At 67.9% G+C, this 11,761-nt stretch carries 12 protein-coding genes; 5 read left to right on the top strand and 7 right to left on the bottom strand.

Annotation, left to right across the window (positions count from 1 at the left end):
- The gene (locus tag TVH25_RS11250) at nt 1–669 is read right to left on the bottom strand and encodes a TetR/AcrR family transcriptional regulator (RefSeq protein WP_169652632.1); all 669 of its coding nucleotides are present in this window, start codon (nt 667–669) and stop codon (nt 1–3) included.
- 75 nt (nt 670–744) lie between these two features.
- On the opposite strand from TVH25_RS11250, the gene TVH25_RS11245 reads away from it, so the two are divergent.
- On the top strand, nt 745–2,052 hold the full coding sequence (locus TVH25_RS11245) for a D-arabinono-1,4-lactone oxidase (protein ID WP_422424183.1): 1,308 nt from the start codon (nt 745–747) through the stop codon (nt 2,050–2,052).
- 15 nt (nt 2,053–2,067) lie between these two features.
- Here TVH25_RS11245 and TVH25_RS11240 read toward each other — a convergent pair whose 3' ends face one another.
- The 4 genes from TVH25_RS11240 to TVH25_RS11225 form a co-directional block, all read right to left on the bottom strand.
- On the bottom strand, nt 2,068–3,045 hold the full coding sequence (locus TVH25_RS11240; protein ID WP_422424182.1) for an adenosine deaminase: 978 nt from the start codon (nt 3,043–3,045) through the stop codon (nt 2,068–2,070).
- A gap of 43 nt (nt 3,046–3,088) precedes the next feature.
- The gene (locus TVH25_RS11235) at nt 3,089–3,850 is read right to left on the bottom strand and encodes a crotonase/enoyl-CoA hydratase family protein (protein ID WP_296548908.1); all 762 of its coding nucleotides are present in this window, start codon (nt 3,848–3,850) and stop codon (nt 3,089–3,091) included.
- A gap of 113 nt (nt 3,851–3,963) precedes the next feature.
- Nucleotides 3,964–5,022: a class I adenylate-forming enzyme family protein gene (locus TVH25_RS11230; protein ID WP_422424181.1), complete on the bottom strand. Its 1,059-nt coding sequence runs from the start codon at nt 5,020–5,022 to the stop codon at nt 3,964–3,966.
- 94 nt (nt 5,023–5,116) lie between these two features.
- On the bottom strand, nt 5,117–6,628 hold the full coding sequence (locus tag TVH25_RS11225) for an MFS transporter (protein WP_296548904.1): 1,512 nt from the start codon (nt 6,626–6,628) through the stop codon (nt 5,117–5,119).
- Between the two features lie 38 nt (nt 6,629–6,666).
- Here TVH25_RS11225 and TVH25_RS11220 point away from each other — a divergent pair, with 38 nt between their 5' ends.
- Both TVH25_RS11220 and TVH25_RS11215 read left to right on the top strand, forming a co-directional pair.
- Nucleotides 6,667–7,359: a GNAT family N-acetyltransferase gene (locus TVH25_RS11220; RefSeq protein WP_169652629.1), complete on the top strand. Its 693-nt coding sequence runs from the start codon at nt 6,667–6,669 to the stop codon at nt 7,357–7,359.
- A gap of 33 nt (nt 7,360–7,392) precedes the next feature.
- Entirely contained in the window at nt 7,393–8,451 is a 1,059-nt protein-coding gene (locus TVH25_RS11215) for a glutathione S-transferase family protein (protein ID WP_169621683.1), read from the top strand.
- Here TVH25_RS11215 and TVH25_RS11210 read toward each other — a convergent pair.
- Both TVH25_RS11210 and TVH25_RS11205 read right to left on the bottom strand, forming a co-directional pair.
- On the bottom strand, nt 8,433–8,882 hold the full coding sequence (locus TVH25_RS11210; RefSeq protein ID WP_422424180.1) for a VOC family protein: 450 nt from the start codon (nt 8,880–8,882) through the stop codon (nt 8,433–8,435). The two genes, TVH25_RS11215 and TVH25_RS11210, sit on opposite strands and share 19 nt — an antisense overlap.
- A 24-nt stretch (nt 8,883–8,906) precedes the next feature.
- Nucleotides 8,907–9,740: a helix-turn-helix domain-containing protein gene (locus tag TVH25_RS11205; RefSeq protein ID WP_422424178.1), complete on the bottom strand. Its 834-nt coding sequence runs from the start codon at nt 9,738–9,740 to the stop codon at nt 8,907–8,909.
- A 45-nt stretch (nt 9,741–9,785) separates the two neighbouring features.
- On the opposite strand from TVH25_RS11205, the gene TVH25_RS11200 reads away from it, so the two are divergent.
- Nucleotides 9,786–10,475 (top strand): hypothetical protein, encoded by a 690-nt coding sequence (locus TVH25_RS11200; RefSeq protein WP_169621680.1) that lies wholly within the window; start codon nt 9,786–9,788, stop codon nt 10,473–10,475.
- A 175-nt stretch (nt 10,476–10,650) separates the two neighbouring features.
- The coding region (locus TVH25_RS11195; RefSeq protein ID WP_422424176.1) for an ABC transporter ATP-binding protein at nt 10,651–11,761 on the top strand (1,111 nt) is incomplete at its 3' end.

Here is an 11,761-nt window from a genome sequence, read left to right as displayed (position 1 = left end):
TCACGGTCGTTCGATGGCGCGGGAGGCGATGATCTCCGCCAGGTTGTCCAGTTCGATGGTCACCGCGTCGTCGTCCTGATCGACGAGCCAGCGGAGCACAAGCCCGTCGAGTAACGCCAGAGCAAGTCGCGCGAGGCTCGGGACGGGTTCGATCCATTCGGTGCCGGATCGGTCGGCGCACGCCAGCAGGAAGCGGCCGGCATGGTCGTCCATCCGCTGGTACTGCAGTGCCGCGATGTCGCCGCTCGCAACGGGCGAACCCGCACCGGTGGGCGCGATCCCGGCGGGCCGGTGCCGCAACGAGTACGCGGTGATCTCGTAGGTGAGCAGCTGGCGTCCGGCCGTGAACTCGAGAGCGGGCCACATCGCGGTGAGGCCCGCGTGCAGAAGCTGACGGAGTCCGCCCAGCCCCTCCGGGCCGGGCACGTCGTCGGGAATGTCGAAGGCCGCGTTCATGGCCTCTCCCAGCTGGTCGATGAGCGTTTCCGCCATCGCGACGACGAGCGCTTCCTTGTTCTCGAAGCAGTAGTGCACGACGCCGAGGGATACGCCGGCCTTCTCCGCGACCGCACGGACGGTCACCGCGCCCACTCCTCCCTGCTCGGCGAGCGCGAGCGCCGACTCGACGAGTTGTGTCCGGCGCTCATCCGCGGGCAACCGATTCAGCATGGTCCGATCGTAGATCCCGGCGTCACTCCGGTGTGGCTATTGACCTGAACGCTTGTCCAAGATCATGATTGTGTGATGGCAACCTGGCACAACTGGGCGCGGACCGAAGCGGCGTCACCCCGGCGTTTCGACACCCCCCGCACGATCGACGACCTCGTCGCCGTGGTTGCGCGCGCGTCCCGGCGCGGCGAGCACGTCAAGGCGGTGGGCGCGGGCCATTCGTTCACAGGCGTCGCCGTCACCGACGGCACGCTGGTGTCGCTCGGCGCTCTCTCGGGGATCCTCTCGACGGAACAGACCCCCACCGGAGCCCTCGTGACCGTGTCCGCCGGCACGCTCCTGCGCGACCTGAGTGCGATGCTGTGGGAGATGGGACTGGCGGTACCCAACCTCGGCGACATCGACGTCCAAACCATCGCGGGCGCCATCTCGACCGGAACACACGGCACCGGAACGGGTTTCACGGGCCTCGCGGCTTCGGTGCAGGGATTGACCGTCGTCCTCGCCGACGGAAGCGTGGCGGAATGCTCACCCGAGCACGACCCGGCGCTGTTCGAAGCCGCACGGCTGGGCCTCGGCGCACTGGGCATCCTCGCAACGGTCACCCTCGACTGCGTGCCGGCGTTCCGGTTGCGCGCACACGAAGCGCCGTCGTCCTTGCACGAGACACTCGAAGACATCGAGTCGCTGCGGACCGGCGTGGACCACTTCGAGTTCTACTGGTTTCCCCACACCGACGGTGTGCTGACCAAACACAACACCCGACTCGACGGCGCCGCGCCCACCCAGCCGGTCGGACGGTTCAGAGGACTGCTCGACGACGAGGTCCTCTCCAACGGCGTCTTCGGAGCTTTCCAGCACGTCGGCACCCGCGCTCCCGGCGCCATCCCGCAGCTCAACCGGATCGCCTCGCGTGCCCTGTCCGCCCGCACCTTCGTCGACCGCAGCTACCGGGTGTTCGCGTCCCCGCGCCGGGTCCGCTTCCGCGAGATGGAATACGCCGTCCCGGTCGAGGCCCTGCCGGAGGTGCTCCACGAGATCGACTCCTGGCTGGAGGCAAGCGGCACCCGGATCGGGTTCCCCGTGGAGGTGCGCTTCGCCGCACGGGACGACGTCTGGTTGTCGACCGCGTACGGCCGCGAGACCGCGTACGTCGCAGTGCACCAGTATCACCGGCGCGATCACCGCGCGTACTTCGATGCGGTCGAGTCGATCATGCGTGCCGTGGACGGCCGTCCGCACTGGGGAAAGATGCACGGACGCGCCGCCGCCGACCTGCGTGCGGCCTACCCACGATTCGACGATTTCCTGGCTGTCCGCGATCGCGTGGACCCCGCCCGCATGTTCGCCAATCCGTATCTCGACCGAGTGCTCGGCGCATGACCGGCGCCGCCGCGCTCAGGTGAACGCGGCTCGGATCGAATTGCGCGCGAGGAGCTTCCGCTCCTCTTCGGTGAGACCGAGCTCGTCGTGCAAGGCAGCGAACACGTCGTCGACGTAACCGCCGAAGTACGCGGGATCATCGGAGTTGATGGTCACCGCCAAGCCTGCATCGAGCATCCGGTGCAACGGGTGCACTGACAGCGACTCGACGACGTGCAACCTCACGTTCGACAACGGGCAGGTGGTGAGCGGGATCTGCTCCTCGACGAGGCGCTCGACGAGAGCAGGGTCTTCCAGCGAACGAATCCCGTGGTCGATGCGTTCGGCCCCGAGCAGATCGAGTGCCTGCCACACGTACTCGGGCGGCCCCTCTTCGCCGGCGTGCACAGTGATGTGCAAACCCTCCGCCCGGGCGCGCGCGAAGACGTCTTCGAAGAGTGACGGCGGGTACCCGACCTCCGCCGAATCGAGGCCGAGCGCGACGATCGGGGCCTGAAGCCGCATCAGCTCGCCGAACATCGCGTGGGCGTCCGGTACCGGATGGTCGCGCACGATCGAGGCGATCATGGCCGCGTCGACACCGAACTCCCGGCGGGACACCGCGACGGCATCGGACAGTCCCTCCACCACGTCCTCGAGCGGGACTCCGCGCACCACATGCGCCTGCGGATCGAAGAAGAACTCGGCGTGGGTGATCCCGGCGCGTGCAGCGCGCGCAAGGTAGCCGCGCGCGAGATCGGAGAAGTCCTCGGCGGTACGGAGAACCTCCATGTTCGCGTAGTACAGATCGAGAAACGACTGCAACCCCGAGAACTCGTGCCCGGACAGGAGGTAGTCGACGTCTCCGTGCGGCAACGTCACGTGGTTGCGTTCGGCCAGTTCGAGCATCAGTTCCGGCTCGAGCGTGCCCTCTACGTGCACGTGCAGTTCGGCCAGTGCATCTTCCGGCGACGCGTGCCGATCCACATCGCCGAGATCGTCTCTCGATGTCACGGGCGTGTCCTCTCTGTCGGCTCTTCCGGCCCTGCTCAGGGCACTAGCGGCCCTGCCACACGGGTGGCCGCTTTTCCGCGAATGCCGTCGCACCTTCGCGCGCATCTTCGGAGACGAACACGGGAGCGGCCAGTTCCATCTGCTTCGAGAACGCTTCGTCCGACGCCCAGTCCACCGACTTGGCGATGATCTCCTTGGTCACCGCCACCGCCAGCGGGCCGTTGGCGGTGATGCGTTCGGCAAGCGCGAGAGCGCCGTCGAGTGCCGCGCCGGGCTCGGTCAGGGTGTTGACGAAACCGAAGCCGTGGGCTTCTTCCGCAGTGAAGGAGTCGCCGGTCAGAGCCAGTTCCATCGCCTTCTGGTACGGAATGCGGGACGGAAGTCGCAGCAGGCCACCGCCTGCCGCGACCAGACCTCGTTTGACCTCGGGAATGCCGAACTTCGCGTTCTTCGCGGCGACCACCAGATCGGTCGCGAGAACCAGTTCGGTGCCGCCGGCGAGCGCGAAACCTTCGACTGCCGCGATGAGCGGCTTGCGGGGCGGGGCTTCGGTGAAGCCGAGTCCCTTGCCGGGGATCGCAACGTTCTCACCCGCGACGAATGCCTTGAGGTCCATGCCGGCGCAGAAGTTCCCGCCGGCGCCGGTCAGCACACCGACCGAGAGTCCGGCGTCCTCGTCGAGGGTGTCGACCGCGTCGGCGAGACCGCGACTGACCGCCGCGTTGACCGCGTTTCGGGCGTCGGGCCGGTTGATGGTGATGACGAGGACTCGGCCACGACGCTCGAGCAGGACTTCGTCGGACATGAAAACATCCTTCTGTTGTGGGGTGCGGACCGTCCCCGCTCGCTCGGCCGGAGAATTCGGTTACCCGGTGTATACCGGACGCCGGCGGTCGCGAGAATGCCGTGTCCCACCGCTCACGCCACCCGCACGGCCACCGGATAGACGAACCCCTCGTCGTCGATGTACACCTGGTCGCCGGTACGGAACCACCCGTCGTCGGAGAACGTGTCGGCCGTCCCTACCGGGTCGTTCCAATAGCGTCTCGCGACGCTGGGGCCGCGGCACAGCAACTCACCGACACCGCTTTCGGCGCCGGGGCCGAGGAGACCCACCTCGATTCCCCCGAACGGGACGCCCACACTGCGGGGATGCTGTGTGCGGTACTCGGACGGCAGTAACAGCCCGATGCCGCCCGTCTCGGCCACTCCCCACCCGCGGACGCATCGCGCGGAGGGGAACGACGCACGAGGATGCCGCCACGGCACCCTGATTCCGCGCGAACCCGACGCGACCACCGTGCCGCCGAACGCCAGCGTGGGCAGCAACTGCACGCTGCACCCGACCGACGTCGACAGCGGCGCGGTGATGACCGTGCGGGCACTCTCCCCCGCCAGATTCATCGCGCGCGCAACCGCTTCGATCGTCGACAGCACGTTGGTGTTGGTCAGTTCGACCCCGTGCATGCCTCCGCCCCATCTGCGCACGTAGTACAGCAGTGCGAGTTCGTCCGGCGACGCTCCGCCGTCGAGGAACGCGATGCCGTCGGGCGGCGGGCCCTGGAGGCAGAGCACCGCACCGCTGTCGGCCACGATCCACTCGAGTTCGGCTTCGCTGCATGCCGGATCGGGCAGAACGGGTACGGCACCGGCGAGTACGACGCCGAGAAACGCTCGCAGCCACTCGAAGCCGTTGCAGTAGTCCACGACCACCCGGTCTGCCGGTCCGACACCTTGGTCGAGCAACCCGCCCGCCACCCTGGCGGCAGCCGACCACAGCTCGCGGTAGGTCAGGGTGTGTCCCGAACGATCAACCGCCGCAACATTGTTCGAGAATCTGAGCGCACTGCGGTCGAGGAGTTCCGCCAGGCACGGTTCGAGCCCTTCGTACTGGAGGATGCCTCCGGAACGGCGCGTGACACGCTCGTCCCTCAACCACCCGGCCCCAGCGGGAATCTCCACCACCGCCAATGACATGCCACCTCCCACGGCTGCGCGTGGTTGAACTATATGGCGCGCGTCACACTCGGGGGGCGTGAACGACAAAGCGGCGTAGAACGCACACGCCGGGTCACAGTGCGGCGCTCTCGGCTGCAGTCTGCGCGCCCGCCTCGCGCCGCAGTCGCTGGCTCCGCGGACGTTCGAACGCCAGCGACGCGACGAGCCCCACCAGCAGGACTGCCGTCGGCAGCCACATGGACTGGGCCATCGCCGCCGCGAACGGTTCGTGCAAGGAGACCGGCATCTCGAGGGCATCCATCTCGGACGCACCACCACTGCCCAAGCCGTTCGCCGACAGTCGCGCTGCCATGAGCGATCCCAGTGCCGCGCTGCCGAGCACCGCCCCGACCTGCCGGGTGGTGTTGTACACGCCGGAACCCGCGCCGGCCAGGTCCCGCGAGAGGTGGTTGGTGGCGGTCGCCGACAACGGCGACCAGATAGCGGCGCTCGCGACACCCATCAGCCCGATCGGCAGCAACAACTGCAGACTGGACGTGTCCGGCGTCATGACCAGCGACAGCCACGCGAACGCGACGGCGAGGAGGGCGAACCCGGCGGACGCGATCACCCTCGGATGCACCCGGTCGACCAGACGGCCCACGCCCGGCGCGAGCACCCCGCTCAACACCGCCATCGGAATCATGAGCACTGCCGCGCCGGTCGGGCTCAGTCCCCGCACCGCCTGCGCATAGAACATGAACGGCAGCATCACGGACGTGATCGCGAAGCCGATCGAGGCGATCCCGACGTTCGCCAGGCAGAAATTTCGGTCGCGGAACAACACGAGCGGCACGAGTGGCTCGCCGCGGGTGACCGCCTGATACCGGACGAACACCACCAGCAACGCGATGCCGGCACCGATCAGCAACCACACCCGCGCGGACCAGTCGTACGAGTTGGCTTCCTGGATGCCGAACACGAGACAGAACAAGCCCAGTCCGCTCAGGATCACGCCCGGAATGTCGAGGCGGTGGGCGTGAGTGGGCAGAACCGGCACATACCGTACGGCGAGGAGGAAACCGACGATGCCGACGGGGACGTTCACGAAGAAGATCCACTCCCACCCCAGGGTGTCCACCAGAACGCCCCCGGCGAGGGGACCCGCCAACGTCGCGATGCCTGCCACCGCGCCCCACAACCCCATGGCACTGCCACGACGGTCGGGCGGAAAAATCCTGGTGATCACGGTCATCGTCTGCGGGGACATCATCGCCGCGCCGAACCCCTGGAACACGCGCGCCACGATGAGCATCTCGACCGTCGACGACATGCCGCACCACAGCGACGCTCCCGTGAACACGACGAGACCGCCCAGGTACATCCGCCGGGGGCCGAAACGATCACCCAGGCGTCCGGTGACCAGTAGCGGCACCGCATACGCGAGCAGGTAGGCGCTGGTGACCCAGACGACGCTGTCGATGTCGGTGTCGAACGCACGCAGGATTGCCGGGTTCGCCACGGCGACGATGGTGCTGTCCACCAGGATCATGAAGAACCCGAGGCACAGCGCGGCCAAGGCCGCCCATTGCCCGCCGGCCCCCTCCGGTGTGGCCGTACCGCTCCCCTCGGTGACACCGCTCACGAAAACCCCTCCGCTCCTCGAAGGTCTACGGTATCCCGGTGGACCCGCATCTCTCGAGCATCGCCACCTTGGCATGGTGCCGTGCGCTCGGACTCGCCGACAACGCACTCACCACGCCGGGTGCGGTACTGCGCGTGGACGCGACGACGCGCACCCTTCGCATCCTGCGGGTGGGCGAGGCCGTCGCGGTGGTCGGTCCCGAATCGGCCGTGTCGGCGATCGCGGAACTCACGCCCGACCGAATCGACGAGACCGCGGTACGCGACGCCACCGGCGGGCGCGCGGTACGCATCGAGGACCTGGGACTGTGCGCCGATTGGGTGGACGCGACGCGCGTACGCGACCCCCTCGTCTCCCACGAGGCCGAGGACCTCGCCGAACTCTTGCGCCACTGCCCTCCCGACGACGTGACCGAAACCGATCTGCCGCTCGCGTGGCCGAGCCGATCGTTCGTTCTGCTCGACGACGATCGCCGGCCCCTCGCCGGAGCGGGCTACCGCGAACTGCATTCGCTGCTCGCCGACGTGCGTGTGATCTCCGCACCCGAGTACCGGCGGATCGGACTCGCCGCGACGGTGACAACGCTCGCGACCCACGACGCGCTCGACACAGGCCTGATCCCCATGTCCCGTGTGCGGCGGGGCAACGCCGCCGCGCGTGGACTCGCTGCGGTGTCGGGGTACACCGAATGGGGAACACAGATGACCGTGCGACTACCCGCCGACCCCTAATACGCGTCGGCACGAGACAGAGCGAGGTGCGCCGTGGCCGAGAACCGCGGATCAGACAAGAAGACCGGCGGCACCTACGTCGAGCCGGGTTCCGGCTTCACCCGTGACACCCGGTACATCGACACCCGCATCACCGCCGACGGCCGCGACGGCTATCCCGTCGAGCCCGGGCGTTACCGGCTCGTCGCGGCACGGGCGTGCCCGTGGGCGAACCGCGCCGTGATCGTGCGGCGACTGCTCGGGCTCGAAGACGCGCTGTCGCTCGGCTTGTGCGGTCCCACACACGACGAACGCAGCTGGACCTTCGACCTCGATCCCGGCGGTGTCGACCCGGTACTCGGCATCCCGCGGCTCCAGGACGCCTACTTCGCCCGGTTCCCCGGGTACGACCGGGGGATCACCGTTCCCGCGATCGTCGAGGTCCCGACCGGCGAAGTCGTCACCAACGACTACGCGCAGATGACGCTCGACTTCTCCACCGAGTGGACGCGGTATCACCGCGACGGTGCACCCGAGTTGTATCCGGAGAGGTTGCGGGACGAGATCGACGAGGTGTCCGACGCCGTGTACCGCGATGTGAACAACGGCGTGTACCGGTGCGGGTTCGCAGGTTCGCAGGCGTCGTACGACCAGGCGTTCGACCGGCTGTTCGCGCGACTCGATCAGCTCGAGGAACGACTGGGCACCCGTCGTTACCTCGTGGGCGAGTCGATCACCGAGGCCGACGTGCGGCTGTTCACGACTCTGGTGCGCTTCGATCCGGTCTATCACGGCCACTTCAAGTGCAACCGGAATCCGCTCACGGCGTTTCCCGCGTTGTGGGGATACGCCCGAGACCTGTTCCAGACGCCCGGTTTCGGCGACACCGTCGATTTCGTGCAGATCAAACAGCACTACTACCTGGTGCACACCGATATCAACCCGAGCCGGATCGTTCCGCGGGGACCCGATCTGGCGAATTGGCTCAGCCCGCACGGACGCGACGTCCTGGGCGGGAGGCCGTTCGGCGACGGCACTCCGCCACCGCCGCCGCGCGTGGCCGAGAGTGTTCCTCCCGACCACGCGCCGCGTCGTCACTCTCCGAATCCGTGACCGGGGTAGGTGCCGATGCTGAAGTACACGCCGTGCGGGTCGCGGCAGGTGAACCCGTGTGATCCGTAGTCCTCGTCACGGAGTCCGACGGTGATGGTCGCCCCCGCGTCGACGACCTTCCGGTGCAGGTCGTCGGCTATGGAGTCCTCGGGAACGACGAGATACACCGAGCCGTCGTCGGGGTGCTGGCTCAACTCGGTCTCACGCTTGACGGACCCGAGCATGAGTCCGCCGCCGTACGGCCACGTCAGTTCGGCGTGGTCGACGCGGTTCCCCTCCCCGTAGACGGCGCTTTCGGCGAATCCGAGGGTGTCGACGAGGAACCGGATCGCGGCCCGTGCGTCGCTGTAGGACAGGCACGGCCACACTCCGGGGGCGTGGCCGCTGCCGGTGGTTGTCGTGGTTGCTGTGGTCTCCGATGTGTTTGTCATGACCCCAGTCTTCGCGCCGGTGGCTCACTCGTCTTGGACGATTGGGAACACTTCCTCGGCCAGCCAGCGGGACGGCGGCACACCCGCGAGGTCGCGCCACTCCCGGGCCAGGTGGGCTTGGTCGTAGTAGCCGCACACGGCGGCGACATCTGCGAGGCGGTGTGGTCCCGCGGTACGCAACAGACTTCGTGAGCGGTGAAAACGCGCGACCCGCGCGACCTCCTTGGGTGGCAGGCCGAATTCTGCGACGAACCGGCCGGTGAGATGCCTACGGCTCCAGCCGAGTTCGTCGGCCACTGCCCGAACCGGACGTCCGGGGTCGGACACCAGCATCCGCCACGCCTGCGAGAGTGCGCTGTCGATTCCCACCTCGCCACTCGCCATGAGGCGTCTGGCGAGGACGCGATCGAGAATCGCGAATCGTTCCGGCCACGTCGGCGCGCCGGCCAGACCGTCGTTCAATTCCCGATAGTCCACACCCAGCACGTCCTCGAGATCGACAGCCCACGACCCCAGTGCGGCAGCAGGTACGCCGAGGAGGGCGCGGGCGCCGGCGGGCGTGAGCGACAACTGGATTCCGTGCTGGAATCCGGTGTGCGCGATGATCACCGGCCCGGACGACAAACCACTCGCGAGTGCGTCGAATGTGTCGGGCGGTCCGACGTCGGGAAGCAAGGCAACCGGCTCGCCAAACGTGATAATTACCGTAACTTCCGGTGACGGCATACCGCGATGGATTCCGGGCGGAAAGCCCGCCAGCCGATATCCTTCGTACCAACGCACAAACGGTCTCAGCAGCGGCGCAGGCCGCTGCCGAGCACCCTGGGAAACCCCGACTGCGCCAGAAGAGCCGGTCACTCGACAAGCGTAACCAGCTCCCGCCGGAAAGAGGACAGAAGCCGAATGAAGGACACCACGGGACCCGTCGAGAAAATGCTCGTGCGGTTGCTCGACAACGGCAGCAAGCTGCAGGGACCCGCAGTTGCGAAGTACGTCGACCTCCTGCGTCGTGCGCATCCGGACGAATCCCCCGCGCAGATCATCACGCGTCTCGAAAAGCAGTTCCTGCTCGGCGTCACGGGCAGCGGATCCGCGGTGGGCGCGACCGCAGCCTTCCCCGGAGTGGGCACCGTCGCGGCACTCGGCGCGGTGGGTGCGGAGACGATTTTCTTCCTCGAAGCGTCGGCTCTGCTCACCCTCGCGATCGCGGCCGTACACGGCATCGAACCTCACGACCACGAACAGCGACGGGCACTCGTGCTGGCGGTCGCGCTCGGCGACACCGGCAAGGAGATCGTCGCGGCGGCCACAGGCACGTCGATGAAGAACTTGCCGAAAGCGCTCACCGGCCAACTCGACAACAAGCAGTTGAAGGTCGTGAACAACTCGCTCGTGAAGGGATTCGTTCGCAAGTACCTCGCCAAACGGAGCGCACTGGTGCTGGGCAAACTGGTCCCCGCCGGAATCGGTGCCGCGATCGGTGGCGCGGGCAACCGTGCGATCGGGAAGCGCACCATCACCAACGCCCGCGACGCCTTCGGCCCGCCGCCCGCGACGTGGAGCGAACTCCGGACGGTGCCTCCCGTGGCATGACGGTGGACGTGCCGTCGGCGTACACGTCCGGAACCTATCTTGTACCGAGCGCGGATACGGCCCACGCGGCGCGAAACCGTGATGCGGACATCGTGAGTCGTCGCGGTCCTGCACGTAAGCTCACGAAGGCTCGTGGCACGGTGCCGCGTGGCCGAGTGCAAGGGGGTTCTCACCGGTGACAACACCGTCAGCGCACACGCCGTACGGCGGTGCAGGATTCGGTGGGCAGCCGTCTGTGCCGCCCGCGGGGATCGTCGTCCAGGGACTGACCAAGGCGTTCGGCACTCACACCGCGGTAGCCGACCTGAGTTTCACGGTTCCTCCCGGTTCCGTCACCGGTTTTCTCGGCCCCAACGGTTCCGGTAAGACGACCACGCTGGGCATGGTGCTCGGCCTCATCCGCCCCACCTCCGGAGCCGCTTTCGTCGACGGTGTCCCGTTCGCAGACCTCGAGCACCCCGCACAGATCGTGGGCGCGGTACTCGACGCGCGCAGCGCACACCCGAAACACACGGCTCTGACACACCTGCGCGTGTACTGCGCGGCAATCGGGGTTCCCGACACCCGCGCGACCCAGATGCTCGACCTGGTCGGCCTGGCGCCCGCTGCGAAGCGCCGTATCGGTGAGTTCTCGCTCGGCATGCGGCAGCGCCTCGCGCTCGCGACCGCGCTGCTGGGGCAGCCGCGGTATCTGGTCCTCGACGAACCGGCCAACGGTCTCGATCCCGAGGGCATGGCCTGGCTGCGCGATTTCCTCGTCTCCTACGCCCGCAACGGCGGGACCGTGCTGATCTCGAGCCACATTCTGCGCGAGGTCGAACAGATGGCGGACCATCTCGTCATCATCAGCAACGGAGCACTCGTGGCCGCGAGCAGCATGGAGGAACTCCGTGCGACGTACCGGCCACGGGTCCTGGTGGCCGCATCGGACCCTGCCCGGCTCGCCACCGCCCTCGCCGCGGCCGGGCACACCGACGCGCAGGTCCAGCCCGACGGGCGTCTGGCGGTCGTGGGCCTCTCGGTCGACCGGATCACCACGCTCGCCGCCGAATCACAGGTCACCCTCTTCGGCACGACCGTCGAAAGTGTCGACCTCGAGCAGGTGTACCTGTCGATGACCGCCGGTCGCTACACGGCTACGCACCCCGGGCCCGGCGGCCCGTGGAACGGACCCGGCTGGGGACAGCCGCCGCACCCGGCCCAGCAGTACCCGGGTTACCAGCAGTATCCGGGACCCGCGCAGATCACTCCCCCGCCGCAATACGCGAATCCCCAGCACCCCGGGC

Origin of the sequence: Rhodococcus sp. 7Tela_A2, from assembly GCF_049311045.1 — a bacterium.
Classification (GTDB): Bacteria; Actinomycetota; Actinomycetes; order Mycobacteriales; family Mycobacteriaceae; genus Rhodococcus.
The sequence above is the reverse complement of the archived record's forward strand: the minus strand, read 5'-3'. Positions and strand labels throughout refer to the sequence as shown.

Bases quoted from the DNA above. Each gene is read 5' to 3' on its own strand.
- TVH25_RS11210 (WP_422424180.1), bottom strand. From the start codon at position 8,882: ATGACAAACACATCGGAGACCACAGCAACCACGACAACCACCGGCAGC.
- TVH25_RS11230 (WP_422424181.1), bottom strand. From the start codon at position 5,022: ATGTCATTGGCGGTGGTGGAGATTCCCGCTGGGGCCGGGTGGTTGAGG.
- TVH25_RS11235 (WP_296548908.1), bottom strand. From the start codon at position 3,850: ATGTCCGACGAAGTCCTGCTCGAGCGTCGTGGCCGAGTCCTCGTCATC.
- TVH25_RS11245 (WP_422424183.1), top strand. From the start codon at position 745: ATGGCAACCTGGCACAACTGGGCGCGGACCGAAGCGGCGTCACCCCGG.
- TVH25_RS11250 (WP_169652632.1), bottom strand. From the start codon at position 669: ATGCTGAATCGGTTGCCCGCGGATGAGCGCCGGACACAACTCGTCGAG.
- TVH25_RS11200 (WP_169621680.1), top strand. From the start codon at position 9,786: ATGAAGGACACCACGGGACCCGTCGAGAAAATGCTCGTGCGGTTGCTC.